Annotated in this window: 25 protein-coding genes and 1 pseudogene; 18 read left to right on the top strand and 8 right to left on the bottom strand. The window is 44.0% G+C overall.

Features of this window, described 5'->3' with window-relative positions:
- Nucleotides 1-34: 34 nt before the first annotated feature.
- Nucleotides 35-1330, top strand: a complete 1296-nt coding sequence (locus tag A3738_RS06085; protein WP_068479875.1) for an adenylosuccinate synthase — start codon at nt 35-37, stop codon at nt 1328-1330.
- A 71-nt stretch (nt 1331-1401) separates the two neighbouring features.
- On the opposite strand, the gene cmoB is transcribed toward A3738_RS06085, so the two are convergent.
- From cmoB to dinB, 5 genes are read right to left on the bottom strand one after another with little or no spacing between them, the layout of a single operon-like run.
- Nucleotides 1402-2388, bottom strand: a complete 987-nt coding sequence (gene cmoB, locus A3738_RS06080) for a tRNA 5-methoxyuridine(34)/uridine 5-oxyacetic acid(34) synthase CmoB (RefSeq protein ID WP_068481650.1) — start codon at nt 2386-2388, stop codon at nt 1402-1404.
- A gap of 1 nt (nt 2389) precedes the next feature.
- On the bottom strand, nt 2390-3133 hold the full coding sequence (gene cmoA, locus A3738_RS06075; RefSeq protein ID WP_068481653.1) for a carboxy-S-adenosyl-L-methionine synthase CmoA: 744 nt from the start codon (nt 3131-3133) through the stop codon (nt 2390-2392).
- A gap of 15 nt (nt 3134-3148) precedes the next feature.
- Nucleotides 3149-3478: a hypothetical protein gene (locus tag A3738_RS06070; protein WP_068502662.1), complete on the bottom strand. Its 330-nt coding sequence runs from the start codon at nt 3476-3478 to the stop codon at nt 3149-3151.
- Between the two features lie 40 nt (nt 3479-3518).
- The gene (locus A3738_RS06065; protein WP_068481657.1) at nt 3519-4496 is read right to left on the bottom strand and encodes a serine/threonine protein kinase; all 978 of its coding nucleotides are present in this window, start codon (nt 4494-4496) and stop codon (nt 3519-3521) included.
- A gap of 18 nt (nt 4497-4514) precedes the next feature.
- The gene (gene dinB, locus A3738_RS06060; RefSeq protein ID WP_068502659.1) at nt 4515-5579 is read right to left on the bottom strand and encodes a DNA polymerase IV; all 1065 of its coding nucleotides are present in this window, start codon (nt 5577-5579) and stop codon (nt 4515-4517) included.
- 74 nt (nt 5580-5653) lie between these two features.
- Between dinB and A3738_RS06055 the strand changes: the two genes are divergently transcribed.
- Complete coding sequence (locus A3738_RS06055) at nt 5654-6787, top strand: NAD(P)/FAD-dependent oxidoreductase (protein WP_068481663.1); 1134 nt, start codon at nt 5654-5656, stop codon at nt 6785-6787.
- A 35-nt stretch (nt 6788-6822) separates the two neighbouring features.
- On the opposite strand, the gene A3738_RS30665 is transcribed toward A3738_RS06055, so the two are convergent.
- Nucleotides 6823-7230: a ComF family protein gene (locus A3738_RS30665; RefSeq protein ID WP_068481666.1), complete on the bottom strand. Its 408-nt coding sequence runs from the start codon at nt 7228-7230 to the stop codon at nt 6823-6825.
- A gap of 123 nt (nt 7231-7353) precedes the next feature.
- Nucleotides 7354-7584: pseudogene (locus tag A3738_RS32555) on the bottom strand (double zinc ribbon domain-containing protein); the annotation flags it as partial.
- A gap of 90 nt (nt 7585-7674) precedes the next feature.
- Between A3738_RS32555 and bioB the strand changes: the two are divergent.
- The 8 genes from bioB to A3738_RS06010 all read left to right on the top strand — a co-directional run bounded on the left by bioB (nt 7675) and on the right by A3738_RS06010 (nt 16484).
- Nucleotides 7675-8763: a biotin synthase BioB gene (gene bioB, locus A3738_RS06045; protein ID WP_068481669.1), complete on the top strand. Its 1089-nt coding sequence runs from the start codon at nt 7675-7677 to the stop codon at nt 8761-8763.
- Nucleotides 8764-8771: 8 nt separating this feature from the next.
- Nucleotides 8772-9962 (top strand): 8-amino-7-oxononanoate synthase, encoded by a 1191-nt coding sequence (gene bioF, locus A3738_RS06040; RefSeq protein WP_068481671.1) that lies wholly within the window; start codon nt 8772-8774, stop codon nt 9960-9962.
- Complete coding sequence (locus A3738_RS06035; RefSeq protein ID WP_068481673.1) at nt 9959-10699, top strand: hypothetical protein; 741 nt, start codon at nt 9959-9961, stop codon at nt 10697-10699. The genes bioF and A3738_RS06035 overlap by 4 nt, the downstream gene beginning before the upstream one ends.
- Nucleotide 10700: 1 nt before the next feature.
- Entirely contained in the window at nt 10701-11540 is an 840-nt protein-coding gene (bioC, locus tag A3738_RS06030; RefSeq protein WP_068502656.1) for a malonyl-ACP O-methyltransferase BioC, read from the top strand.
- A gap of 7 nt (nt 11541-11547) precedes the next feature.
- On the top strand, nt 11548-12231 hold the full coding sequence (bioD, locus tag A3738_RS06025; protein ID WP_068474759.1) for a dethiobiotin synthase: 684 nt from the start codon (nt 11548-11550) through the stop codon (nt 12229-12231).
- Between the two features lie 79 nt (nt 12232-12310).
- Nucleotides 12311-12550, top strand: coding sequence for a flagellar biosynthesis protein FlgE (locus A3738_RS06020; protein WP_068481689.1), 240 nt, complete (start codon nt 12311-12313; stop codon nt 12548-12550).
- A 222-nt stretch (nt 12551-12772) separates the two neighbouring features.
- Nucleotides 12773-14566, top strand: a complete 1794-nt coding sequence (locus A3738_RS06015; protein WP_068481677.1) for an acyl-CoA dehydrogenase C-terminal domain-containing protein — start codon at nt 12773-12775, stop codon at nt 14564-14566.
- Nucleotides 14567-14699: 133 nt separating this feature from the next.
- The gene (locus A3738_RS06010; RefSeq protein WP_068481304.1) at nt 14700-16484 is read left to right on the top strand and encodes an acyl-CoA dehydrogenase C-terminal domain-containing protein; all 1785 of its coding nucleotides are present in this window, start codon (nt 14700-14702) and stop codon (nt 16482-16484) included.
- A gap of 256 nt (nt 16485-16740) precedes the next feature.
- Here A3738_RS06010 and A3738_RS06005 read toward each other — a convergent pair whose 3' ends face one another.
- Nucleotides 16741-18930: an AsmA family protein gene (locus A3738_RS06005; RefSeq protein ID WP_068502653.1), complete on the bottom strand. Its 2190-nt coding sequence runs from the start codon at nt 18928-18930 to the stop codon at nt 16741-16743.
- Between the two features lie 212 nt (nt 18931-19142).
- Here A3738_RS06005 and A3738_RS06000 point away from each other — a divergent pair, with 212 nt between their 5' ends.
- The 8 genes from A3738_RS06000 to A3738_RS05965 all read left to right on the top strand — a co-directional run bounded on the left by A3738_RS06000 (nt 19143) and on the right by A3738_RS05965 (nt 26766).
- Nucleotides 19143-20639: a CoA-acylating methylmalonate-semialdehyde dehydrogenase gene (locus A3738_RS06000; RefSeq protein WP_068479606.1), complete on the top strand. Its 1497-nt coding sequence runs from the start codon at nt 19143-19145 to the stop codon at nt 20637-20639.
- 44 nt (nt 20640-20683) lie between these two features.
- Nucleotides 20684-21580, top strand: coding sequence for a 3-hydroxyisobutyrate dehydrogenase (mmsB, locus tag A3738_RS05995; RefSeq protein ID WP_068475015.1), 897 nt, complete (start codon nt 20684-20686; stop codon nt 21578-21580).
- Between the two features lie 125 nt (nt 21581-21705).
- Entirely contained in the window at nt 21706-22374 is a 669-nt protein-coding gene (locus A3738_RS05990; RefSeq protein WP_231876549.1) for a DUF3047 domain-containing protein, read from the top strand.
- Nucleotides 22375-22558: 184 nt separating this feature from the next.
- Nucleotides 22559-23449, top strand: a complete 891-nt coding sequence (locus tag A3738_RS05985) for an MBL fold metallo-hydrolase (protein ID WP_068479608.1) — start codon at nt 22559-22561, stop codon at nt 23447-23449.
- Between the two features lie 23 nt (nt 23450-23472).
- Nucleotides 23473-23802, top strand: coding sequence for a beta-lactamase hydrolase domain-containing protein (locus A3738_RS05980; protein WP_068479610.1), 330 nt, complete (start codon nt 23473-23475; stop codon nt 23800-23802).
- Nucleotides 23803-23829: 27 nt separating this feature from the next.
- On the top strand, nt 23830-25449 hold the full coding sequence (locus A3738_RS05975) for a SulP family inorganic anion transporter (protein ID WP_231876548.1): 1620 nt from the start codon (nt 23830-23832) through the stop codon (nt 25447-25449).
- A gap of 42 nt (nt 25450-25491) precedes the next feature.
- Entirely contained in the window at nt 25492-26223 is a 732-nt protein-coding gene (locus tag A3738_RS05970) for a serine protease (protein WP_068479614.1), read from the top strand.
- A 117-nt stretch (nt 26224-26340) separates the two neighbouring features.
- On the top strand, nt 26341-26766 hold the full coding sequence (locus A3738_RS05965) for an MAPEG family protein (protein WP_068500090.1): 426 nt from the start codon (nt 26341-26343) through the stop codon (nt 26764-26766).
- Nucleotides 26767-26779: the final 13 nt, after the last annotated feature.

Genomic DNA, 26779 nt, shown 5'->3' with positions numbered 1-26779 from the left:
TAACTTTCAGCTTTATTGCTAGAGAAATTGAAATATGGGTAAGAATGTTGTCATTTTAGGCACCCAATGGGGTGATGAGGGCAAAGGAAAAATCGTTGATCTTTTGACTGATCAGGTTACTGCGGTGGCGCGTTTTCAGGGTGGCCACAATGCGGGGCATACCTTGGTTATCGACGGCCAGAAGACGGTGCTTCACCTTATTCCATCTGGTATTTTGCGAGATGGTGTGACCTGCTTAATTGGCAACGGTGTTGTGCTAGCTCCCGATGCATTATTGAAAGAAATGCGCGGTCTTGAGGAAAACGGTGTTCCTGTTCGTGAACGTCTTAAATTGAGCTTAGCTTGTCCTTTGATTCTTCCTTATCACGTGGCACTTGATCAGGCGCGCGAAATTGCAAAAGGCGCCAATAAGATCGGCACGACAGGTCGCGGTATTGGCCCGGCCTATGAAGACAAAGTATCTCGTCGTGGTCTTCGCTTAGGTGATTTAGCAAACCCAGAAGCATTTGCTGAAAAACTAAAAGAGATCATGACTTATCACAACTTTGTATTAGAGAATTTCTATAAAGTTGAGCCTATCTCTTATGAGAAAACACTCGAAGAAACCCTTAAGATGGGCGAAGAGTTGCTGCCGCTAGCTGTTGATGTTACTGACGAGCTACATGCATATCGTGAACGTGGTGAGAATATTATGTTTGAAGGCGCGCAAGGTTCGCTTTTAGATATTGATCACGGAACATATCCTTTTGTTACGTCGTCTAATACAACCGCCGGTGGTACAGCAACTGGTAGCGGTTTTGGTCCAATGTATTTGGATTACGTTTTAGGGATTACTAAGGCGTACACGACTCGCGTAGGTTCGGGTCCATTCCCAACAGAGTTATTTGACGATAATGGTCGTCATCTAGCAGAGAAAGGTCATGAGTTCGGTGCAACCACGGGTCGTCCTCGTCGTTGCGGTTGGTTTGATGCAGTAGGCTTACGTCACGCGATTCAAATTAACTCAGTTTCGGGTATTTGTCTGACCAAGTTGGACGTGCTCGACGGTCTTGAGACTATTAAAGTTTGCGTCGCATACAAAACAAAAGCTGGTGAAAATATATCTCGTCCGCCACTTGATGGAGAAGGCTACGATGATCTAGAACCGGTGTATGAAGAGCTTCCGGGGTGGTCTGAAAGCACGCTTGGGGCGAAGACCTTAGAAGAGCTCCCAGCTAACGCTCAGTCATATATCAAGTACCTAGAAGGTAAGATTCAGGCGCCGATTGACATTGTGTCAACAGGCCCAGATCGCGTAGAAACGATTGTTCTTCGCCATCCTTTTGACTAAGCCCTCGGCTGTCTTGTATAAAAAACCGCTCAATGAGCGGTTTTTTATTGTCTGCAAATTTTCAGAATGAATTATTTTGGCTTGCTTGCGACCAGTGTTGCACGCAAAGGTGCAGGGTAGCCTTCTACGGTTAGATTTGGATTGGCTGGGTCAAGGAAGTCGGCTAGAGACTGAAAGTCCATCCACTCGGTTGCGCGCTGTTCGTCTAGGCTGGTTTGATCTAGATCTACACACTTAATGTCGGTAAAGCCGGCGCGTCGAAGCCATAGTTCTAAGGTTGGAACGCTTGGAAGATACCAAACATTTCGCATCATAGCGTATCGGTCCTCTGGCATTAATGAATAGCCAAGTTCGCCTTCGACTACTAATGTCTCTAATACGAGCTCGCCACCAGGTTTCAACGCCCCTTTAAGTTCATAAAGGTGGTCGATAGGTGACTTACGATGGTAAAGCACCCCCATCGAAAATACGGTATCAAAGTGTTCTAGTTGAGGGTGGACGTCCTCCATCTTTATCGGTAGTAAATGTATCGGTGCATCTCGGCCACAATACTTCTTAATTGCGTTGAATTGCATTAGGAATAGATAGCTGGGGTCAATGCCAATAACGCGGTTTGCTCCCTCACCAAGCATTCTCCAACAGTGATATCCTGAGCCACATCCCACGTCCAATACATTTTTATTCGCGAGCGGACTAATATGAGGACTAACTCGGTCCCATTTCCAATCAGAGCGCCATTCGGTATCAATGTGAGTATTGAATAATTCAAATGGGCCTTTTCGCCATGGCCGAAGCTTTACTAATGCATCATAGAGTTGCTCTTGGGTGGTTGCATCGATTGATGCATTGGCACCCACGCGTGACGAGTTGATGTGAGTGGTTTCGGGATTAATAGCCGGAAGGTTGTCGAGCGAGTCTATCCAGCGCTGCATGTCGCCATGAGGCTTCTCGTATAGCTTTTGCTTCAGCAATAGTTCTAGAGAGGGAACCCAGTTCTTGAGGCGTTTATGGCCTTGCATGTACGTGATGAGATCACCAAATACCTGGTCATAATTCATTTTATTTAGCCTTTATAGCGAGCATCGAGAAGAAATTAAAGCACTGATACCAAGTGAAGGTGTTTTCGAAGCCCGCGTTTCGTAGTCGAGAGTAATGTGTACTTTCCGAGTCTGTGAGAAGAACTTTTTCGATAGCATTACGTTTTTGACTGATTTCGAGGTCGCTATAGCCATTTGCCTTTTTAAATAGCCAGTGCAACTCTTGCTGTTCTAGTTGTTCCTGCTCCTCATTGAAATGTAGTTTTTCGGACAAGATCAATACACCACCTGGAACTAGCGCCGCATAAATTTTATCCAGGAGGGCTTGGCGGTCCTCTGGGACAAGAAATTGAAGAGTGAAGTTCATTGTTACTACCGAGCATGGTTTGAAAGAGATATTTTGAATGTCATCTCCAACAAGGCTGACCGGCGTCGGATGGTTGTCTAGTTCGATATAATGCCCGCAGCGCTCAATCATTGAAGGTGAGTTGTCGATGCCAACAATCTCGGATAGAACGCCTCCACCGTGGCGCATTGCTAATGTTGCCGCACCAAGGGAGCAGCCCAGGTCGTAACCAAGTGTATCAGGTTGTGCGTAGCGCTCAGTAATTAAACTAATCATCGGGATGATAGTTTTATAACCCGGTACTGAACGCTGGATCATATCGGGAAAAACGCGAGCCACTGCTTCATCAAACTTAAAATCGTTCACACGATTAAGTGGTGATGAGTATATGTCATCAGGTCTTGTTTTTTGATTGCTCATGCTTGTTTGACCGTATTAATCGGCGCATTTAATCCCACGATTTTTGTAATCTACAAGCAGGCCTTGCATTTGATCGTCATGGTCGTTTTCTATGAATAAATATCCATTATGACAAGCAGAGCTTTGATGCGAAGGCTTCTGGGAAAGTCGGTAGTTAACATCTTCTTCCGCGATGTAGATGACTTTATAGTCGGCTAATGAATACTGCTCTGGCTCATTGCTTACGTGGACGATCTTTCCTTGCCAGTCTAGTACGCCTACTGTGCCTGCAATGCTGATAAAAATAGCAAACACTAAAGTGCGCATGCTGACCGTATCGTTGTTCGAAGTTTGTGTGTCGCTCATTGTTACTCAATTGAAAAACTATTTCGGAGGATTGTAGAACTTAGGGAGCAAGTTGCAATGGGTTTTCGTGTAATAGTGATAGTTGTTCACGAAGCTCTAGGATGTGCTCGGACCAATACCGTTCAGCGTTAAACCAAGGAAAGTGCATTGGGAATGCGGGATCTTGCCAACGACGAGCTAACCAAGCTGCGTAGTTCATTAGACGCAAGGTTCTTAGTACTTCAATGAGTCTAAGTTCTTTGAGTTCGAAGTTAGCGAATTGTTCGTAACCCTCAAGAAACTCTGATAGGAGTGAAGTTTGCTGAGTGCGATCTCCCGATAATAAGAGCCAGATATCTTGAATGGCTGGCCCCATAAGGCAGTCGTCAAAATCGACGAAGTGCGCAAGGTCATCTCGCCAAAGAATGTTACCCATATGGCAATCGCCGTGTATGCGCAAGAAACTAGGGTCGGCTTCATCCCAAATTGATTCCATTAGGCTAATTAAGTCATTGCTGAGCGAAGAGTATGCTGACTCCAAACTCATCGGAATGAACTCATTGGTAAGGAGAAAGTCGCGACTTTGTTTGGCCATCCTATCGATACTAATTGATGTGCGATGTTTGAATTGCTTGGTCGCACCGCATGCATGTAATCGTCCAATATTTAGACCGATTCTGTACATTGTATCTGGGAGTTCAAGCTCAGGAGCATAGCCGCCTTGCATTGGAAATAGTGCGAACTGAAATCCGTTAAATTCGTGAATTGAACTGTTATTAACGAGTGACGGAGCAACAAGATTAATTTCTTGTTGCTGCAGCTCAAAGCAAAAGTCATGTTCTTCTCGGATCGCTTCCGTTGACCAGCGGTTGGGTCGATAAAATTTAGCGATGCAAGGTGAGCCATCTTCAATACCAACGCGATATACACGGTTTTCGTAGCTATTTAGCGGGAATATGCGCTGATCGCTAATTAATCCGAGCGACTCTACAGCATCTATGACGGTATCTGGTACAAGGTTTTCGTATGGGTGTTGCATAGTGGCTATCAAAAATGGCTAATCGAACAAGTCTAACTGATGTTTGTCGTTTTTATTGTTACCAATCCGTACACCCAACCCTAGTAAGCGAATAGGCAGGGCTTTACGCTCCCATGCTTTTTCAACCATATTTATAAATGAGTCTGCAGATTTCCAATCTTCGATGCCTGCATGGATTGCTTCATCCATCGTGGTTTGTGTGAAATCATTAAACTTAAGCTTAATATAGCGCCCTAGTATGAAGTTTGGGTTTGCCTTGCTAACCCGTTCGGAAAGTTGTTCAAATTGCTTATAGAAAGCCGGAGAAAGCTCCTTCAATGAGCTAATGTCCGAACTGAAAGTGGTTTCGACAGACAAAGATTTTCGTTGGCGTTCTGTTACGACGGGGCGGTCATCAAACCCATTTGCGAGCTCGAGTAAGCGTTTTCCGTATTTTCCAAACCTCTCGATTATTTTATTTGAGTCGTAATTCCGAATATCTGTGCAGGTTTCGATATTCATCTCTTTTAATTTTTGAGCAGTGACCTTTCCTACGCCATTAATTTTAGTAACGGGTAGCGCGGCGACAAAGCTGTCAACTTGGTCAGGGGTAATGACAAATAACCCCGCCGGTTTGTTCCAGTCACTTGCAATTTTGGCGAGAAATTTATTAGGCGCTACGCCTGCAGAAACACTTAGATCAACCGTAGACTTGATGTCGTTTTGAATCGCTTGGGCGATTAGGGTTGCGCTTGAGTGAAATTCTGTACATTGAGAAACGTCTAGGTAGGCCTCGTCGAGGGATAAGGGTTCAATTAAGTCCGTGTATTGACGAAATACTTTATGCATTGCTAGAGATGCTTCACGATAGGCTTCGAAACGTGGCCTAATAAATACGAGCTGAGGGCAGAGTCTCAGCGCGACACTCGAAGGCATTGCTGAATGCACGCCATACTGTCTCGCTATATAATTACAGGTTGCGACCACTCCTCGCCCGTTGGGGTTTCCTCCAACAGCAATAGCTTGAGTTTTTAATGCCGGGTTGTCTCGTTCTTCGACGGAAGCGTAAAAAGCATCTGCATCAATGTGTATGATTTTTCTCATTTGCGATAGTGTAATCTATAAGGCGAAATCATTATCGCCTATGGACTGTTTTTAATTTAGGGAATTGTGGTCTTATGGATCGTTACAAGGTTGATACGGTCGTTATTGGCGCAGGTGTTGTGGGCTTGGCCGTCGCGTGGGCGCTTGCAAAACTTGGGCGTGAAGTTTGGATTTTAGAAAAAGAGTCTAGCTTCGGGCAGGGCACATCATCGAGAAACAGTGAGGTTATACATGCTGGAATCTATTATACAAAAGATAGTTTAAAGGCTCGATTGTGCGTCCAAGGTAAGCATTCGCTTTATCGTTATTTAGATGATAGAGATCTGCCTTATAAGCGCTGCGGCAAATTAATTGTTGCTACTAATGATGCTCAGGTTGATGAAATAAATAACATTATCCAGCGAGCAAATGGAAATGGCGTTGAAGACCTTGAGATGCTTTCAGTATCTGCACTTCAAAAGCTTGAGCCGGCGTTGTCGGCAAAGGCAGCGATTTTATCCCCATCAACTGGCATAGTAGATAGCCATTCATTTATGCACAGTATGTTGGGAGATGCAGAGCGCGACGGGGCGCAGTTAGTTACTAATTGCCAGGTTGAGATTTGTGAAGCTTCTGACAATAAATATCTGCTGAATCTAGTAGGTCACGATTGCTTGCTAGAGGCCGTCAACATCGTTAATGCCGCTGGTTTGTATGCTCCTCATTTAGCTGAAGACATTTTTCACGCCTATGCTCAATGTGGGTATGATTTTCAAGGCGAGTATGCCAAAGGCAGTTATTTTACATACGATGGCCGAACTCCTTTCAATCGTCTCATTTATCCCGTGCCTGAAGATGGTGGGCTTGGTGTTCATCTAACGCTGGATTTAGCTGGCAGTGCGCGATTTGGACCGGATGTCGAATGGAAAGGTGGACTAGGTGAGCGAGAGTTAATTGATTTTGACTACGCGGTTGATCCGTCGAGACGTAGTTTCTTTGCCTCGAGCATTCGGTCGTATTGGCCTGAGGTTGACGAAAGTCGTCTGCAGGCGGGCTATGCCGGTTTGAGGCCGAAACTAAAAATTAATGGCAGACTGTGTAACGATTTTCTGATTCACTCTGAGCGAGATCACGGATTAAAAGGTTTCGTAAATTTACTCGGAATAGAGTCGCCAGGACTGACATCTTCGATGGCTATTGCGGATTTAGTCTCCGAGTACTTTGCATGACAGTGCCGATTCCAATCAATTGACGTAAGGGGTAATTATTGTTTTGGAGTGCGCGCAAATGCCCAAATCTCAATTCTCTTCGCTCCAGCCTGTTTTAGCATTCTAGACGCTTCGTCTACCGTTGCTCCCGTGGTCACGACATCGTCAACAATAGCGATACTGTTTCCTTTGACGAATTCTATATTTCGAACGGAAAAACTGTTTTTAATGTTTTTCAGTCGAGCAGCTTTATTAGAGCGTTTTTGCTGCTTTGTTTCCTTAGTTTTAACAAGCAAATTGTTGCGATATCGAATGCCAGTTTTATGACTTAGCCGTGTAGCAAGTTCGTTAGCTTGGTCGAACTGATGTTCCTCATGTTTTTTGGGGTGCATAGGGATAGCGCACAAGAGGTCAGGGTAATCTGCGTTACTTAGTTTTCTGTTTTCAATAATAGCAATCGACATCGATTCGGCTATGTATTTTTTTGCGAGAAATTTAAAGTCGTGGCATAGCTTTGAGATTGGGAATTCGTATGAGCATGGAGCGAAAATTTGATCAAAGTAAGGCTGAGTATTTTTGCAGTCGTTACATATGGATTCATGAGCTCTGACTGTGATTGAACATGTAGCGCACTTAGGTTGGCTTGCCTGAATGTCCTCCAAGCAGTTTTTGCACAAAGCGTTGTGCGAGTCAGAATGCTTGTTACATAAATGACAGCGATTTAAGAGTAGGTGCTTGTATGGCGTATTGAAAAGGTATTTTGACTTGTTAACCAGTCTTCTGATTTTGGTTGACAAGTCTTGATCTGACTTTATCATTCACACTATCCTTGTGTTGATGCCAAGCAATGTAACATATCAACATTAATTTCCTCATTAAATAGATAGCAAGAGAGGCGTTTGGCCAAGATGAATATGAATGAACTAGGTGTGGTAAGGCATGACTGGGATAAAAAGGAAGTAGAGGAACTTTTTAATCTCCCATTTAATGATTTACTGTTCAAAGCTCAAGTGGTTCACCGCCAACATTTTGATCCAAATGAAGTGCAAGTGAGCACTTTGCTATCTATCAAAACTGGTGCATGCCCTGAAGATTGCAAGTACTGTCCGCAAAGTGGACATTACAATACTGGCCTTGAAAAAGAGAAGCTGATGCAAGTGGAAGCGGTATTAACAAAAGCTAAGCAAGCTAAGGAAAAAGGAAGTAGTCGTTTCTGTATGGGAGCCGCTTGGAAGCATCCGAGTGATAAAGACCTCCCTTACGTATTAGAAATGGTCAAGGGTGTTAAAGAATTGGGCTTAGAAACGTGTATGACTCTCGGTATGTTGAGAGATGATCAGGCTCAAGAGTTGGCAGATGCAGGTTTGGATTACTACAACCACAACCTAGATACGTCGCCTGACTTTTACGACAAGATCATTACCACACGAAGCTACCAAGATCGTCTTGATACCTTGCAGCATGTGCGTGATGCAGGTATGAAAATATGTAGTGGTGGCATTATTGGTATGGGTGAACGCGCATCAGATCGTATTGGCTTGCTAGTGCAGCTTGCTAATTTGCCGCAGCAACCTGAGAGTGTTCCTATTAATATGCTCGTTAAGGTAAAAGGAACACCCTTAGAAGATGTGGAGGATGTTGATCCGTTCGATTTCATTCGATGCATTGCTGTAGCGCGCATTATGATGCCGAAAAGTCATGTCCGCTTGTCTGCTGGACGTGAATCGATGAGCGATGAAATGCAAGCGCTTACCTTTATGGCGGGTGCTAACTCGATCTTTTATGGAGAGTGCTTGCTAACTACTCCTAACCCCGAAGCGCACAAAGATATGCAGCTATTTAAGCGCTTAGGCTTGCGTCCAGAGCAGCGTATTGAAGAGTCTGATGAAACACAAGAAGCTGTGCTGAACCAAGCAATTGTGAAGGATCAAGAAGCGAAAAATCCAATGTTCTATGAAGCAAGTGCAACTAGTGCTGGCGATTCAGTCCAACACTAGGTTTGTCTGTGGCGTACGACGCACCTTATTGGCGTGATCAACTATCTCTGATTGAGCAGAAAGCGCTTCTCAGAAAGCGCTTTGATGTTCACTCTCGAAGTGGAGTTGAGCTCGTCACTAATGGCGAGAAATTAACTAATTTTGCAAGTAATGATTATCTTGGCCTCGCGAGCCATCCTGAGATTGTTGAGGCCTTGTGCACGTCGGCACGCACCTATGGTGTCGGTAGTGGCGCTTCCGATGTTGTGTCTGGCCACTTTCAGGCGCATTCAGATCTGGAGCAAAAGCTAGCTCGCTTCACTAAGCGTGATAAAGCTTTGTTGTTTTCGACGGGGTATATGGCAAACCTAGCTGTTGCATCTGCGTTTGCGAATTCTCGTGCTCTATTACTACAAGATAAGCTGAATCACGCGTCATTGATTGACGGCGCCAAGTTGTCTGGTGCGAGAGCGCAAAGGTATCTGCATAATAACCCTGCTAGCCTCGGTAATTATCTAGCTAAACTGTATGACGCAGATAAATACGACCACTGCTTAGTTTTGAGTGATGGTGTGTTTAGTATGGATGGTAATGTCGCTGATATTTCTCAATTAAGCGAAGTATGCTCGTCTTATCCATCTTTGCTCGCCATTGATGACGCGCATGGACTTGGGGTTTTAGGTGAGGGCGGTTGTGGTAGCGTGCTTTCACAAGGTGTTTCTCAAGAACAGTGCCCGCTGTTAATTGGTACATTCGGTAAAGCGTTTGGTACTTTTGGAGCCTTCGTCGCAGGACCTGAGGATCTTATTTCATATTTAGAGCAAGTCGCACGCCCCCATATTTATACCACCGCGTTGCCGCCAAGTTTAGTCGATGCAACAAGTAAAAGCCTTTCGTTAATTGAAGCGGGTGATGATCTGAGGACTTTGCTCAATCAGCGAATTACTCAATTCAAAGAGGAATTGAGTGACAGTGGTTTTACTCTGTTAGATTCTCAGACTGCGATACAAGGCGTTGTATTAGGTGATAATCAGTTAGCTCTTGATGCAGGAGCATTTTTACGTGCTCGAGGTTTTTTAGTGGGCGTCATACGACCGCCCACTGTTCCCCAAGGTAGTGCCCGCTTGCGTATTACTATGAGTGCCGCGCATAACGCTTCAGATTTATCAAATTTGACTCAAGCTCTCAAAGAATTCCGCCGTGAGAGGATGGAGGCATGAGCAAGTACGTAGACCTTTTGTTTATTCAAGGTTGGTCGGTTTCTGAAGAATTCTACGCCGATTGGCTTCATGGTTTGTCAAAAGAACTTATGAGCAATCGATCAATCAAGATAGTAGCGTGCCCTGAGCGTGGCGATATTCGTTGGCTGGAGCATTTAGCCAAGGAATATGTATCGCCTAATACGGTGATTATTGGTTGGTCGCTAGGTGGAATGTTGGCCATTAAGCTCGCAGCTTACCTTGAAGGGGCTAATAAACCGTACGACCGTTTAGTGACACTAATGAGCTCGCCCAAGTTCGTAGAGTCGACGGATTATCAATGTGGTATGAAGCGACAGGACTTTGCTGATTTTGTGAGCTCTATTAGCGATGATCGAGCGATCGTTAAAACGTTTCCGTTTTTGTGTATCAAAGGTGCTCCTAAGCAATCCTCTTTATTGAAGCGAGTTCGCGAACAGTACGACCTTTGTTTATTAGAGGAATCAAATCGGTGCCAAAGCCTTAAGTTGCTAGGCGAATTGGATGTGCAGCAAGAGCTTGCCAACTTAACTCAGTCAGCACTCATGATATTCGGCGATCAAGATGTTTTGGTTAAGCAAAGCTGCGCTTTAGAGATTAAGAGCCAGTTTACTCATCATAAGAGCGTAATCATTGATGGTGTAGCGCACTTCCCGTTCGTTGATTCGGTGGGGCAGGTGCTTGTATCAGAGCTAAGTGACTTAAAGGCTGCGGTTTAAGATGTCCAATCAAAATGTAGCGAGTAAATCAGAGTTAGCAAATTCGTTCGGTAAAGCCGCTCAAAATTACGACGCTTCAGCATATCTACAGAAAATGGTTGGTAATCAGTTAATTGAGCATACTCTTGCGTGCGATGTTTCCTTCCCTCAAGGACTTGGGGGAGATCTTGGTTGCGGCACTGGGTATTTTTCCTCAGATGTAAAAACGAAATTCCAGCTCGCCGAAATGCTGTTGCTCGACATTTCTGAATCGATGGCGCGATACGCCTTTAGCCGGTGGTCTGAGGAAGCGTTGGTTGACGAAACGACTTCAACACGTGCGTTTTATCCTCTAGTGCTAGATGCCGAAAATATAGCTTTGCAATCCGAGGTTCTCGATTTTTGCTTCTCCAGTTTGGCGCTTCAATGGGTGAATGACTTGAAAACAGCCTTAAAGCAAGCTCACGCTGCGCTAAAACCTGGTGGTGTCATAAGCTATTCAACCTTAGTCGATGGCACTTTGGATGAGTTGAAAACGTCATGGTCTAGGGTCGATGACGCAACGCATGTAAACGAGTTTATGACTTATAGGGCTTGCCTCAACGCTGCGTTGGAGCTTGGTTATGAAGTGTTAGTTGATAAGCAGTCTCCAATAGTTGTTGAGTATCAGCGTCCTATGGATTTAATGAAGGATTTAAAAGCGATCGGTGCGCATAATATCTCGAGAGGTCGCTCAAAGGGGCTTGCAGGTAAGGGTAAGCTAAAACGAGTACTTCAAGCATATGAAGACTTTCGGCATCCAAAGGGGCATTACCCAGCAACCTATCAAGTTGCGTATTTTGTGCTTAAGAAAAAACGATGAGTGATTAATGAAAAAATATTTTGTAACCGGTACAGATACTGAAGTAGGTAAAACTTTTTCTAGTTGTCGCTTGCTAGAAGAAGCGTATCGGCAAGGAATGAGCACCCTAGGGCTAAAGCCGGTGGCAGCGGGTTGTGAAATGCTCGATAGCCAGATGAAAAACGAAGACGCATTAGCTTTGATTGAGGCATCATCAGTCAAATTGCCTTATGCCCAGGTAAATCCAGTCGCACTGGAGACTGCGTGTTCGCCGCATATCGCGGCAAGTATATCTAAGAAGGCAGTTAGCGCTTCGCGATTGACCGGATACGTGCGCGGCGCGTTAATGAGCAAGGTAGACTTCGCGCTTGTTGAGGGTGCTGGAGGTTGGAGAGTACCAATTAGTCCTCGCGAAACCATGGCAGACCTCGCCAAAGAATTAGGTTATCCAGTTATTGTTGTGGTTGGAATGAAGCTTGGTTGTTTGAATCATGCATTACTGACCGCAGAAGCGATCCGTAATGACGGGCTTGTATTAGCAGGTTGGATTGCGAATCAACAATCTTCAGACCAAATGAGCTATTTTGATGAAAATGTTCATACTTTGCGCCAAGCTATAAATGCACCTTGCTTAGGTGTTTTGCCGCATCAATCAGGTAGCGTTTCTGCAGAATTTGGTAAATATATACATTTAGATTGTTTAACTGTGTAAAAGATAGGCTCAATGCTTGCACAGCCAACCAAGCTTTGCTTCAATTAAATTGATCAGAAATTAATCAATGGTTTGGCAAATGAATATCAATGCAGTATCAGAAATCGGATTGAGCGGTGTACGCACAGGGTTAGAAGGTGCCGAAAAGGCAGCTGCTGACATCGTACGTGCTGGAACCGTAGATGGTGCTGATGGTACAAATGATGTTGTCGAACCAATCATTGAACTTCGCTTATATCAACGTTCTATTGAAGCGTCATCACAAGTAGTTCGCACCGCGGATGAAGTACTTGGTACTCTTCTCGATACCCTAGCATAACCCTCGTTTAATTCTCCCTTGTTTAAAGGTTCGCGTTTTTGTGCGAGACGCACTCCTGTTTGTTCTCTTTTAGTTTCTCGTAATGCTTGACAAAGCATACAAGCGAACGTATGTTTCAAACACTCGTTTGATTTAGAGTCGAAACCGGCACGTGTACTGTTAACACGGGCTTTGAAATTTAATTAGTTTTCAAACGAAACCGAATAAAATTGAGGTAACGTTATGCCAGAATATAAAGCTCCCCTAAGAGACATTAAGTTCTTAATGGACGAAGTGCTTGATAGCGAACAGCACTACCAAAACATCGGTGCGACTGATGCAACTCCTGACATGATCGATGCGATCGTTGCTGAAGGCGCTAAGTTCTGTGAAGAAGTTCTTGCACCTATTAATCAATCAGGTGACCAAGAAGGTTGTACTTGGAGCGAAGACGGTGTTAAAACGCCGACTGGTTTTAAAGAAGCATATCAGCAGTACGTAGAAGGCGGATGGCCTTCAATGAACGCTCCTGTTGAGCACGGTGGTCAAGGTCTTCCAGAATCGATCAACATCATTCTCAGTGAAATGGTTGGTACTGCTAATTGGGCATGGGGTATGTACCCTGGTTTATCTCACGGTGCACGTGCAACACTTGAAGAGCACGGAACACCTGAGCAGCAAGAGACTTACCTGACTAAACTTATCTCTGGTGAGTGGACAGGTACTATGTGTTTGACTGAGCCGCAATGTGGTTCTGACCTAGGTATCCTTACTACTAAAGCTGAGCCAAACGCTGACGGTTCTTATGCTATCACTGGTACTAAGATCTTTATCTCTGCTGGTGAGCACGACATGGTCGATAACATCGTTCATATCGTACTGGCACGTCTTCCAGGTGCTCCGGAAGGTACAAAAGGTATTTCTTTGTTCGTCGTTCCTAAGTGTCTTCCTGATGCAAACGGTGAAGCAGGTGAGCGTAATGCTGTTTCTTGTGGTTCTATTGAGCACAAGATGGGTATTCACGGTAACTCAACTTGTGTGATGAACTTCGATGGCGCGAAAGGTTGGTTGATTGGTCCAGAAAACAAGGGCCTAAACTGCATGTTTACGTTCATGAACGTTGCGCGTATCGGTACTTCTATTCAAGGTCTTGCGGCTGCGGAAGGTTCTTTCCAAGGTGCACTTACATACGCTAAAGATCGTTTGGCGATGCGTTCATTGACTGGTCCTAAGAACCCAGAAGGTAAAGCTGACCAAATCATCGTGCACCCTGACGTTCGTCGTATGCTTCTTACTCAGAAAGCTATCGCGGAAGGCTCTCGTGCGATGATCTACTATGCAGCTCAACAGGCTGACCTAGTTGCTCACGGTGAAGGTGAAGATCAGAAAGCTGCTGATGAGATGCTTGGCTTCTTGACGCCAATCTTGAAAGCATTCTGTACTGAAGCTGGTTTTGAAGCTGCTAACCACGGTTTACAAGTATTCGGTGGCCACGGTTTCATTGCTGAATGGGGCATGGAGCAAATTGTTCGTGATACGCGTATCGCACTTCTTTATGAAGGAACTACTGGTATTCAGGCGCTTGACTTACTTGGTCGTAAGATCCTTATGAGCCAGGGTGCATCACTTCGCAACTTCACTAAGCAGGTACATAAGTTCTGCCAGGCTAACGAAGGTAACGAAGCCTTGAAACCATTCATCGAGAAACTAACTACTCTTAACAAAGAGTGGGGCGACATCACAATGAAAGTTGGCATGAATGCTATGAAGAACCGTGATGAAGTTGGTGCGGCTTCTGTAGACTTCCTAATGTACTCTGGTTACGTATGCTTGGCATATTTCTGGGCGCAAATGGTTAAAGTTGCTCAAGAAAAGCTAGACGCTGGTACTACTGAAACTGGTTTCTATACAGCTAAAGTACAAACTGCACAGTTCTACTTCGATCGTATCCTTCCACGCACAGCTGCACACGCGCAGATGATTGCTGCAGGTAGCGACTCGATGATGGCAATCGACGAAGAAAACTTCGCATTCTAATTGTCATTATTCATGAAAAAGCCCGCTTTGCGGGCTTTTTTGCGTTATAATGCGCGCGATTTTTTTGGCTGACGGCGTTCTTTGAGCGCTTTAGCTCATAGATAAACACAAAGAATTAATTGAGGATTAGGAAATGGCAGAGTACAAAGCGCCCCTTCAAGATATTCGCTTCGTAATGAATGAAGTGTTTGAAGCAGAAAAACTTTGGGGTTCATTGGCAGGCACACAAGATGTCATTGACATGGAAACTGCTGATGCAATTTTAGAAGAGGCTGGAAAAATTACAGCTTCGTTGATTGCACCATTGAGTCGTGAAGCTGATGAAGAAGGTTGTCACTTTGATAACGGTAAAGTCACTGTACCTGCAGGCTTTGTAAATGCATATAAAACGTTTGCTGAAGGTGGTTGGTCAGGTTTGACTGGTAACCCAGTTTACGAAGGTATGGGCATGCCTAAAATGTTGGGCGCTCAGTATGAAGAGATGCTTTACTCTGCTGACATCTCATTCGGTCTATATGTGTGTTTGACTTCTGGTGCGGCATTGGCAATTGATGCGCACGCTTCAGAAGAGCTTAAGCAAAAATACCTGCCAAAAATGTATTCAGGTGAATGGACAGGTGCTATGGATTTGACTGAGCCTCACTCAGGTACAGATCTTGGTATGATTCGCACCAAGGCTGAGCCAAATGCCGACGGTTCATACAGCATTACTGGTACGAAGATCTTTATCACAGGTGGTGAAAATGACCTGACTGATAACATCATTCATCTAGTGCTTGCGAAACTTCCGGATGCGCCAGCTGGATCAAAAGGTATTTCTCTTTTCCTAGTGCCGCGTAACAGTGTTGATAACAACGGCGTTGTAGGTGAAAACAATAATGTTACTTGTGGTTCAATCGAACACAAGATGGGTATTAAAGCTTCCGGTACCTGTGTTATGAACTTTGATGGTGCGCAAGGTTGGTTGGTCGGCGAAGTAAACAAAGGTCTTTTGGCTATGTTTACAATGATGAACTACGAACGCTTGAGTGTTGGTATTCAAGGTTTCGCCGCAGCAGAGCGCTCTTACCAAAACGCACGTGAATACGCACTTGATCGTATTCAAGGTCGTGCAGCAACAGGTCCTGTTAATACTGAAAAGCAAGCTGACCCGATTATCGTTCACGCTGACGTTCGTCGTATGCTTCTTACTATGAAGGCTTACACAGAAGGCTCGCGTGCTTTCTCTACCTACGTTGCAAGTTACCTCGACATTGCTAAGTTCTCTGATGATGCCGATCAGATTAAGCATGCAAATGCAATGATTGCACTTCTCACGCCAATCGCTAAAGCATACATGACAGACCGCGCATTAGATTCTTGTGTTGCTGGTCAGCAAGTATTTGGTGGTCATGGCTTTATTCGTGAGTGGGGTCAAGAGCAACTAGTTCGTGACACGCGTATCACGCAAATATATGAAGGTACTAATGGCGTTCAAGCAATGGACTTGATGGGGCGTAAAGTTGTTGCTAATGGTGGCAAACTATATGAGCTATTTGCTAGCGAAGTAAAAGAGTTCATTGCTGCTGAATCAGGCAATCCTGCGTTGGCTGGCAAGCTTGATCAACTTTCTGCAGCTTTAGATCGCTTAACTGAAGCGACTGAATATGTAATTGGTGCAACACAGGGCGACGCAGATGCGATCGGCGCAGCAGCGGTTGAGTACTTGGATTTATTTGGTCTAACTGCATACGGCTACATGTGGGCACGCATGGTTGCAAAAGCAGCACCTAAAGTTGAAGAAGATGTGTTCTATGCGAATAAGCTTAAGACTGCTAACTTCTTCTTTAGTCGTCTTCTTCCAAGGACTCTTTCTCTTCTTGAGACGATTAAGTCTGGTAGTGAAGATACGATGGCGCTTGAAGCTGAAAACTTCTAAGTCTTATTTAGCGTCAATAAAAAACCGGTACTTGTTACCGGTTTTTTTATGTCTGACATTCGGCCAAAAAAAAGCGGCGTGGTCGCCGAACAAGACCATCGCCGCTGAGGTTAAACAAACTAATAACTAAGGAGGGAAATGAAAACCCTGAAACATCTCTGTTTCGTTAAGATAGATATTAGTTTTGGATGGGGCGTATTTTGATCGGCCGAAAGGCTTATTTGCTGAAAGTTAATAAAAACGAAAGGCGAGTTACTTAATTAAATAGCTTAAGAAGGCTGTCTTTAATCTTGTCTACGGCTTCGTTATCTTTCCCAATGATGCCGTCCAAGCGTTCACGATGCTTATTGATGACGCGATCAAGCTCTTTTTCTGTTTTGCGCTTTGCTTCATCAATAGCTGCATTTTGAACTTGCTGCTTCAGTGCGCTGTAGTTGATGTCGCAACGATGTTGATTGGCAATTAGCTTGCCTTGGCATGTTAAAGGAATGCTAATGTTCTGAAGTTTTGGATTGATGCGACAGGCATGTGTTGCGCCGTTCGCTTCAGGTTTTATGTAAAAGTTAGCTTCATATGATTGATTTAGAATATCAGCAGTACCATTTACGATTGTGTTCGTGCTATTCGAATTAAGCTTTGTATGTTGGGTTTGTATGACGGAGTTGTTTAACTCGATTGTACTTGTTAGCTTTTTGATGCTCGTTGAAGAGCCCGCTTTCTCAATGTCATATTTGTCATTATTAATATATGAAATGCCTTTACAGAGCCAAGCATCAATATTTATTCCGTCCACACGACCCTGTTGAAGTTCAGCTTGAACACTTCCTGAGTTAGTAGCTTTAAGATCTGGGATGGTGTTACCCGTCAGGGATATGGCGCCATTTAGATCAAGTGTACCTGCAAAGGAAATATCGTTTGTTTGCAGAGTAGGCGGCATAAGTTCTCCAACAATAAGACTATTCGCATCAATGCTAAGATCCCAAACTGGATTGGGCAGTTGTACATTCACGACTGCGGCGGCTGTGATACTTCCGTTCGCGACTGAGGCTTCATTAGTGCTTCTTATACGGCCGTTGTTTATCAAAATCGATGTTTTTATCCCTGAAGCCTCAATGTGCTGATATCTCAGTTTGTCTTGCACGAGATTAAAGGAGATGTCCGCCTTTTGGATGAAGTCCAATGGCAAGATCTGTTTGACTGCTTCGTTATTTGATTCAATTGCAGCGATATGTGGCGCGGTAACCTGCTTTTGCGAAGGAATTATGGCAGCGAGGTAGTTGTCTATAACCGCCTGATCGCCAGCCAATGAGATGTCATAAAAGTTGGCAGCTGGGCGCGCTTTAATTGAACCCAAGAACTTTGATTCGTCGAACGCTAAGTCGAAATTAGTGCTCTGTAAAGTTCCTGAACGAAATGTAAATGGAGCATCAACTCCTATGTTTTTAAAGGCTTTGTCGTTAATCGGTAAATTTAAACCTAAGTATTGGTTTACATTTGCAAGAGCAAAGGGTGCAACGTGAATCATGCCCGTTATATCAGGACTGGTGCGAAGCTTCTTGGCGACAAATTGAGTATCTAAAGCAATGCTGGCGCCACTGACCTGCATGCTCGAAGCGTTTAGTGTGTCACCTTTCAGGTCATACTCAAAGTTTCCAGTTAGCGAGAGCTGTATGGTTTTCTTATTAGGCAGTATCCCAGAAAGGTCGAGATTATTTTCAAGTCCAATGAGTGATAGCATTTGACGTTCAGCGCTGATATTTGCTTTTGTTCTGAGGCTGTTGAAGTAGCGTGTCCCTTGTAGCTTGTCTTCATAAGTGAAGCTGAATTGAATAGGAAAATCCTCATCTAGTCTTGCATTATTCACTTCTAAGTCAAAGCTGTGAAGTGAGATATTCAGAGAGCTTTGCGCGTTTATGTAGTCCACTCGATAGTTTTGAATATGAATATGCTTTGCCAAAAATGGTATCGTCGCCAACTCTGTGCTTGTAGGTTTCAGATTTGTATTGTCGGTGGTGACAACTGAACTATCTGTTTTTTGTGACTCTTCATCGACCGGTTTACCGCCTTCAGTCAAAAGATCCCAATTACGATTTCCAGATTCGTCGACATACAGATGAATATGAGCGCCGTTTGAATAAATTCCGTTAATTTCAGGGGCGAGCTTGAGCAAGCTGAGCGTGTCTATCGATAGGTCGATCTGTGATACCTGAGTAAATACTTGCCCCTCTTGATCTAGAATACTGAGAGAGTCAAGGGTTACACCGAGAGGCCACCAAGAAAGCTTCAATTCCCCATCAATTTTTATAGTTAAACCGAAACGGTCCTTCGTACTGTTTTCGATGTCTCTTTTATAGTCATTAACATCAATACTGCTTAGAACAGTAATGATTGTAAGTACCAAGATAACGAAAATCGTAACTAATATTTTTAGTGCAAGCTTAAGCATGGCCAATGACTGTTGATAATTCGAGTCTAAATCTTAGTGAGTCGAATATATCCATTGGACTAACAGGAGTTTACGGTTTAGACATTTGCGCTTTATCTTCAAAGTGTTTGTCCACATTGATCAGTTAAAAAGCAAGTTTTGATCAGTCCTATGTATTTAAACTAGAGTAGAGTTACTAAGTTGAATAAAAATAAAACCTGTTAGGAATATCTATGCCAGTTCAAGTCCCTTTGTTGATAAACGGCGAGTTCGTTGAAAGCACAAGCCAAAACAAATTACCTGTATTAAATCCAGCAACCCAAGAAGTCCTTGCTGAAGTGCCATGCGCGTCTGAAGCTGAAATGGAGCTAGCTATTGAAGGCGCTAAACAAGCCTATAAAGCTTGGAAAAATACTGCAGTGACGGATCGTTCTCGTTTAATGTTTCGCTATCAACACCTATTAAAAGAGAAGCAGCGCGAGATAGCAGAAATCTTAGCGGTCGACACAGGTAAGAACATCGAAGATGCTATGGGCGATGTTTGGCGTGGAATAGAGGTCGTCGAGCAGGCGTGCAATATTCCTAGCTTAGTTATGGGGGAAACGGTTGAGAATGTTGCGCGAGAGGTTGATACGTACAGTATCACGCAGTCACTCGGCGTTACGCTTGGCATTACGCCATTTAACTTCCCCGCCATGATTCCTTTGTGGATGTTTCCGATGGCGACGGCATGCGGCAACGCTATGATTCTCAAACCGTCTGAACAGGTCCCGTTGGCAACCATGCGTTTAATAGAGTTGTTTGTAGAAGCGGGCGCACCTGCAGGTTTGGTTCAAGTGATCCATGGCGACAAGGATCAGGTTAATTATCTCTTAAATCATGAAGACGTTGTCGCGACATCTTTTGTTGGCTCTGTGCCGGTCGCTGCGCACGTGTATCGCACGGCAACCAATCAGTTAAAGCGCGCTCAATGCTTCGCGGGTGCCAAGAATCATATGGTTGTTATGCCTGATGCCGATAAGGCAACTGTAATGAATGCACTAGTGGGCGCTACGGTAGGCGCTGCAGGACAGCGTTGTATGGCGATTAGTGTCATTGTATTTGTCGGCGAAACAATTAAGTGGGCTGACGACTTAGCAGAGCGCTTGAGAAATGTGAATCCAGGTGCGTGGGATGACCCTAATGCTGCGTTTGGTCCGGTGATTACACCGGCAAGCAAACAAAGAATTGAGTCATTGATCGAGTCTGGAATTACGCAAGGAGCGACATGTTTAGTTGATGGGCGAGGCGTCGTTGTTGACGGATATCCAGATGGAAACTGGGTCGGGCCGACGCTCTTTAAAGATGTTTCTACTGATATGGATATATATCAACAAGAAATATTCGGCCCAGTAGTATGTTGTATTAATGTTGATTCTCTGGATGCAGCCTTGGATTTGGTTAACAGCAGTCCTTATGGCAACGGTACGTCTATATTTACTCAGTCTGGGATCAGTGCTCGCCGTTATCAGCACGAGGTTGAAGTTGGTCAAGTGGGTATTAATTTGCCTATACCTGTTCCTTTGCCGTTTTTCTCGTTCACTGGCTGGAAAGGTTCTTTTATGGGTGACTTGCATGCTTATGGAAAACAAGCCGTCAGGTTTTATACCGAAACTAAAACCGTGACCTCAAACTGGAAAGCTACGGAAAATCAGTCATCCGGCCCGAACATGAGTATCTCGTTAAAGTAAGAAGCATTTCATTTTTAATTTGCTGATAAAAACAAGGATAAATTATGGCAACGATTACGTTTGTTGGTCTCGGTAATATGGGCGGCCCAATGGCTTTGAATTTGATCAAGGCCGGTCATTCGGTTTATGCGATTGATTTGATGCCTGAGCTCGTTGAAAGCTTAGTTAGAGAAGGCGCGCATAAAGCGCAGTCTTTGGAGGATGCGGTAAAAGCATCAGACGTCATTATTACAATGCTCCCTGCTGGAAAGCATGTGGCTTCTCTATTTTTAGGCGAGCCAAATGCCAAACAGGGTTTGCTCGAACAGCTCAGCAACAAGCCTCTGATTATTGATTCCTCAACGATTGATGCCGCAACAGCCAGAAGCGTGCACGACGCTTGTCGTGAAAACGGTATCGATATGGTTGATGCGCCAGTCTCCGGAGGCGTTGCCGCAGCAGCTGCGGGTAGTTTAACGTTTATGTGTGGTGGGGATGCTGTTGCCTTTGAAAAGGCGCAACCTATCTTAGGCGCAATGGGGGCTAATATATTCCATGCAGGTCCTGAAGGTGCGGGGCAGGTTGCCAAAATGTGTAACAACATGCTGCTAGCAATACACATGATCGGAACATCTGAGGCATTAAATCTAGGCGCAAACAATGGGCTAGATCCATCTGTATTGTCTGAAATCATGCTGGCTAGTTCTGGAAAAAATTGGAGCCTAGAAAAATATAATCCTTATCCCAATGTTATGCCGACAAGCCCTGCCTCGAATGATTATCGACCGGGTTTTATGGTAGATCTAATGGCCAAAGACTTAGGCTTGGCGATGGAGAATGCTGTCGAAACTTCAAGTAAAACGCCTCTAGGTCGTGCTGCACATGACATGTATGTCGATAAGCAAGATTCAGGAGAAGGAAAGAAGGATTTTTCTAGTATTCTTGAAGATATCGCTAAATAAAAACGCCGTCATTTCTATTACAAGGAGCCGAAGAGCTCCTTTTTTATTGTCTACAGTTTTTGTGCGAGGAACTTTGCAGTCATAATTTGTCTATAGTGTCCTCTAAACAATTGTAGGGTATGAAAATGCGTGGAGTAAAAGCAGCTCGTTTAGTCATGAGCTTTTTATTAGCGGTATTGCTTGGTGCAAGTAAGGCGGTTTATGCAGAGACCTTATCAGTTTTGTCTCCCTCAGAAGACGACCTAAAACAATGGGAGTCAAAGTCATTTGAGGGAGAGACGCAGTATATGCTCGAGCGTGATAGTGACGGAGCGTCATTCTTGAGGGCAATCAGCAATGCAAGTGCGTCAGGCCTGTTTTTGAAACAAGATATCGATATTAACGAATTTCCTTACTTGAATTGGGAGTGGAGGTCCGATAAGAGCTTAGCTGCATTAGATGAGCAAAGTAAGTCAGGTGATGATTATGTTGCACGAATGTATGTTGTTGTTGATGGTGGTTTGTTTTTCTGGAATACGATCGCACTAAACTATGTTTGGTCTTCTAGCGCTACGAGCAAAGATGCTTGGCCAAATGCCTTTGCCGGCGACAACGCCCAAATGGTTCCCGTAAAAAATGCAAGTTCGGCGTCAGGGACTTGGTATACCGAGAAACGCAATTTGAAAGAAGACTTTAAGGCGTTTTTCGGTAAGGGCATATCCCGTATTGATGCAATTGCGATCATGACTGACACAGACAATTCAAAACAAGATGCCCAAGCGAGTTATCGCAATATCTACTTCTCTAAGAATTAGTTAGCTTTGCTGAATCATTATTATGAGATCCTCATTAATCAACTAGAGGGTATTTTCGAATAAAAATCCATATATAGTGAAACGATATAAGCATATATCTTTTTGATTTAATAGCGTTGATATATACTCACTACGATATTTTTTTACGAAGCAAACTGCACTAATTAACTAAGGAATAATTACCGTGGCGAAAAAGAGAGATGAGTCTGGGGTTCTCCCAGAAATAGTTCATTTCTTCGATAAAGATTCAAACACCTCTTCTTATATTGTTATTGACCCCACCATTAAACACTGTGCAATTATCGATTCAGTATTAGATTTTAATTACGCGTCTGGTCGAATCTCGCATGATAGTGCAGATAGACTTATCCGTTATGTGCAAAATAAATCTTTGTCTCTCGAATGGATCATTGAGACGCGCGTGCATGCGGATCATTTATCAGCAGCACCATATATAAAAGAGAGGTTAGGGGGAAGATTAGCGATCGTAGAACAGATCTTGACGGTTCAAGACTGCTTCGGAAAAATCTTCAATGAAGGTAGCAAATTTGCTCGCGATGGATCGCAGTTCGACTATCTGTTTGCCATGGACGAGCAATATAAGATTGGCAATATTGAGTGCATTGCGCTGTTTACTCTTGGGCATACCCCCGCTTGTGTGACGCATGTTATTGGTGATGCAGCTTTCGTTGGCGATACCTTATTTATGCCTGATTCGGGCACGGCACGGTGTGATTTTCCTGGCAGTAGCGTGAGCGTTTTGTATGACTCTATTCAGAAGATATTTTCCCTTCCCGATGAAACACGCCTTTATATGTGCCACGACTACCAACCTGATGGTCGTGAACTGGAGTTCGTCTCTACCGTTGGAGAGCAGAAAAACAAAAACGTTCATATCTCGACAGAAATAAAGAAAGTAGACTTTGTTTCATTAAGAGAACAGCGAGACGCGACACTAGATATGCCGCGTTTAATTATCCCATCCTTACAAGTAAACATGCGGGCTGGATTTTTGCCCGACGCTGAAGATAACGGCGTTCGTTACTTTAAGGTTCCAATTAATGCCTTTGGTTAAAACAAACAAGCACTGAGAATATTATGGAAATTAAAAAGATTGCAGAAAAATATACGGTTTCAGATCAGATTACTGTTGCCGACGTTTCTAGCTTAGCTGACATGGGTGTAGAACTTCTTATTTGTAACCGTCCGAATGGAGAGGCTGCCGATCAAACTCCATATGAAGAGATTGCGCAAGCGGCAGAGAAATTTGGAATTAAGTTCGTTGCCATTCCTTTTGCTGGAGGTCAACTTCAAGCAAGCCAAGTCCAAGAATTTAAAAGCGAACTTGATGCGGGTCTCGTAACGCATGCTTATTGCCGAACGGGCAATCGTTGCACGATCATATGGGAGGAAAGCAGCAAAATTTAATCGATTTTCTGTTGGGTTGAAGACTCTGTGAATCAGTATTATTCGAAGCAGTTATTTGTTAACGATATTATCGCTGCGTTTATCGTAACTGCTTTGCTGATTCCTCAATCCATTGCTTACGCAATGCTGGCCGGCCTTCCTCCTCAGGTCGGTTTATTTTCTAGTATTTTACCCATCGTTGTTTATAGCCTTTTTGGTAGTAGTACGACGCTATCTGTGGGGCCTGTCGCAATCATCTCCTTAATGACCGCATCGGCCATAGGTTCAGTTAGTGAAAATGTGGATGTCGGATACGCAGAAGCAAGTATTGTACTGGCTTTGCTGTCGGGGCTTTTCCTCGTCTTGTTTGGCTTATTTCGGCTCGGGCTGATCATTAACTTTATATCAAAGCCAGTCGTGTCAGGATTTATTACGGCTTCTAGTTTGATTATTGTTGCGAAGCAAATAGATCATTTTTCGGCGTTTGATATCTCGTCGTTTAATTCAACATTAGCGCTTGGCGTAACCTGCTTGACAATCCTTTTATTAAATAAACAATTTGGTACTCAGATTTTCTCGCGCTTAATGCCAGCGGGTATCGCGAATTTAATCAGCAAAGCAGTGCCATTTTTTCTAGTCGTTTTAGCTTCGTGTATGTCGTTCTTTTTTGACCTAGAAGCAATAGGGGTTGCAGTTGTTGGTTATATACCTCAGGGCTTGCCTAGTATCTCTTTTGCCGAAGTTGATGTTTCGATTGTCGAGAAGCTGGCATTACCGGCTTTAATGATTAGTTTGATTGGGTATGTCGAGTCTGTATCGGTTGCTCAAACTCTTGGTGCTAAAAAGCGAGAAACTATTATCCCGAATCGTGAGCTTATTGGACTCGGAGCGTCAAATATTGCATCTGGCCTATCCGGAGGAATGCCAGTTACCGGAGGGTTTTCACGATCTGCCGTGAATTTTGAGGCCGGCGCAGCGACTAAGTTATCTAACCTATATGTAGCACTTGGTGTTGCGTTGGCGGCACTGTTTTTAACGCCCTATATCTATTACCTCCCAAAAGTTGTTTTGGCCTCGTTGATCATTGTTGCTGTTATTGGGTTGATGGAGTTTGTGGTGTTTAAACGTACGTGGCTCTATTCAAAAAGTGATTTTCTTGCTGTAGCAGCGACCGTGGTTATCACGCTTACTTCGGGCGTTGAGGCTGGTGTTATTTCGGGTGTAATTATTTCCTTATGTCTTCACTTATACAGGACGTCTAAACCGCACATTGCAGAGGTTGGGTTATTAGAGGGAACAGAGCACTTTAGGAACGTAAAGCGATTTGATGTGACGACTTGTCTCAGAGTGCTGAGTGTGAGGCAGGATGAAAGTTTGTTTTTTGCAAACGCTGAGATGTTGCAAGCATACGTTCTTAATGAGCTATACAAGCGCGATCAAATTGCCCATGTAATTATTCAATGCAGCGCGGTAAACGAAGTTGACTATAGTGCGTTAACCATGCTCGAGAACCTTAATAAGAAATTATTCGAACAAGGTGTTTTACTGCACTTGTCTGAAGTGAAAGGTCCTGTTGATGACAAGCTTGCAACTGCTGGGTTTTATGACCGTTTGACGGGTAACAAGTACTTATCCCAATATGATGCCTTTGAGGCGCTGAAGCGCTAAATCTTTGACTATACTCCTGCCGAAAATTACGTAGGAGATACTGTGAAGACTTCCATCTTTTTGTTTTTTATTCTGGTTTGGCCATGTCTTGCCTCGAGTGCTGTTGTTGATGCGACTCAACCTCCATGGAATGTAATAGGTAAGTTGCGTGTTGAAGCGAAGCAATCCTGTACGGCAACGCTTGTTTCGCCCGATACCGTATTGACCGCCGCGCACCGCATATACGACTACAAAACCCGTTCTTATTTTTCACCGAATAAAATTCATTTCCTAGCGGGCTTGAATGCCGGAGCTTTGGTCGCGCAGTCTGAAGCGATGAGTTACACCGTTGCTGCGAAGCATTTGCCTGAAGGAACTTTCGACGATCAGGCCCTACTTAAAGACTGGGCTCTAGTGCGTTTACGATATCCGGTTGGCTGTATGTTAGGTCATATGAAACCCGGCGATCACACAAACTCCTTTCAACGCTTTATGATTGCAGGCTATCCAAAGTCTGATCCTTCTCGTATGCATGCAGAGCAGAGCTGTAAGTTAGCGTTACCACCCAAAAAGAACCAAATGATTAGAATAAAAGACTGTGCGGTTGAACATGGTGATTCCGGTGCCGCACTGGTTGGACTGAATGGCAATAAAGCAACGGTGCTTGGCGTACTATCTGCAGCCACTAATGATAGTAAAGGAAGATTTAGAGCATTTGTCGTACCTTCAGACGCGTTTTTGAAAAGTATTAAAAAACTACCTCAGAGCTGTGAAAAATTGATGCCTGAATATTGACCTGAAAGGTCATGTTGCGACTGGCCGCTTATCACAACACTCATCTGCATTAAGCGCCGTAAGGCTTAAGAGTTTTAGTTAGGCTGTAACTTCTCACGACAATAAGAAGGTTTAGAGATGACTATAACTAATGAAATTTTAGTTCCTGTAGTAGTGCTTGTTGCATGGTCGCTTGTGCAATGGTTGTGGATGTTAGCAACCCGACTTCCCGCAATTAAGGCGTCAGGAATGACATTAGACGCAACGATTCCTACCGGCGAACAAATGGCAAGTTTGCCATCGAAAGCGAGGTGGAAGGCTGATAATTACAATCATCTAATGGAGCAGCCAACTGTATTTTATGCGCTTGCGATAAGTATGGCTTTACTCGGTCTTGGAGAGGGTTTGAACGAAACACTTGCATGGGCTTATGTGGGCTTGAGAATCGTTCATAGCTTGTTTCAATCACTCGTTAATAAAATTGAATTGCGTTTCATGTTATTTGCGTTATCAAACGTGCCGTTATTCTGGTTAACGATTAACACTTTGACCTCATTATCGTAGCGATTTGCGAAAT

The organism is Oleiphilus sp. HI0066 (assembly GCF_001635725.1).
Note: the sequence above shows the minus strand (reverse complement) of the source record. Positions and strands in the feature narration are given on the sequence as shown.

Bases quoted from the DNA above. Each gene is read 5' to 3' on its own strand.
- A3738_RS06085 (WP_068479875.1), top strand. From the start codon at position 35: ATGGGTAAGAATGTTGTCATTTTAGGCACCCAATGGGGTGATGAGGGC.
- cmoB (WP_068481650.1), bottom strand. From the start codon at position 2,388: ATGAATTATGACCAGGTATTTGGTGATCTCATCACGTACATGCAAGGC.
- cmoA (WP_068481653.1), bottom strand. From the start codon at position 3,133: ATGAGCAATCAAAAAACAAGACCTGATGACATATACTCATCACCACTT.
- A3738_RS06070 (WP_068502662.1), bottom strand. From the start codon at position 3,478: ATGAGCGACACACAAACTTCGAACAACGATACGGTCAGCATGCGCACT.
- A3738_RS06065 (WP_068481657.1), bottom strand. From the start codon at position 4,496: ATGCAACACCCATACGAAAACCTTGTACCAGATACCGTCATAGATGCT.
- dinB (WP_068502659.1), bottom strand. From the start codon at position 5,579: ATGAGAAAAATCATACACATTGATGCAGATGCTTTTTACGCTTCCGTC.
- A3738_RS06055 (WP_068481663.1), top strand. From the start codon at position 5,654: ATGGATCGTTACAAGGTTGATACGGTCGTTATTGGCGCAGGTGTTGTG.
- A3738_RS30665 (WP_068481666.1), bottom strand. From the start codon at position 7,230: ATGTCGATTGCTATTATTGAAAACAGAAAACTAAGTAACGCAGATTAC.
- bioB (WP_068481669.1), top strand. From the start codon at position 7,675: ATGAATATGAATGAACTAGGTGTGGTAAGGCATGACTGGGATAAAAAG.
- A3738_RS06035 (WP_068481673.1), top strand. From the start codon at position 9,959: ATGAGCAAGTACGTAGACCTTTTGTTTATTCAAGGTTGGTCGGTTTCT.
- bioC (WP_068502656.1), top strand. From the start codon at position 10,701: ATGTCCAATCAAAATGTAGCGAGTAAATCAGAGTTAGCAAATTCGTTC.
- bioD (WP_068474759.1), top strand. From the start codon at position 11,548: ATGAAAAAATATTTTGTAACCGGTACAGATACTGAAGTAGGTAAAACT.
- A3738_RS06020 (WP_068481689.1), top strand. From the start codon at position 12,311: ATGAATATCAATGCAGTATCAGAAATCGGATTGAGCGGTGTACGCACA.
- A3738_RS06015 (WP_068481677.1), top strand. From the start codon at position 12,773: ATGCCAGAATATAAAGCTCCCCTAAGAGACATTAAGTTCTTAATGGAC.
- A3738_RS06010 (WP_068481304.1), top strand. From the start codon at position 14,700: ATGGCAGAGTACAAAGCGCCCCTTCAAGATATTCGCTTCGTAATGAAT.
- A3738_RS06005 (WP_068502653.1), bottom strand. From the start codon at position 18,930: ATGCTTAAGCTTGCACTAAAAATATTAGTTACGATTTTCGTTATCTTG.
- A3738_RS06000 (WP_068479606.1), top strand. From the start codon at position 19,143: ATGCCAGTTCAAGTCCCTTTGTTGATAAACGGCGAGTTCGTTGAAAGC.
- mmsB (WP_068475015.1), top strand. From the start codon at position 20,684: ATGGCAACGATTACGTTTGTTGGTCTCGGTAATATGGGCGGCCCAATG.
- A3738_RS05990 (WP_231876549.1), top strand. From the start codon at position 21,706: ATGCGTGGAGTAAAAGCAGCTCGTTTAGTCATGAGCTTTTTATTAGCG.
- A3738_RS05980 (WP_068479610.1), top strand. From the start codon at position 23,473: ATGGAAATTAAAAAGATTGCAGAAAAATATACGGTTTCAGATCAGATT.
- A3738_RS05965 (WP_068500090.1), top strand. From the start codon at position 26,341: ATGACTATAACTAATGAAATTTTAGTTCCTGTAGTAGTGCTTGTTGCA.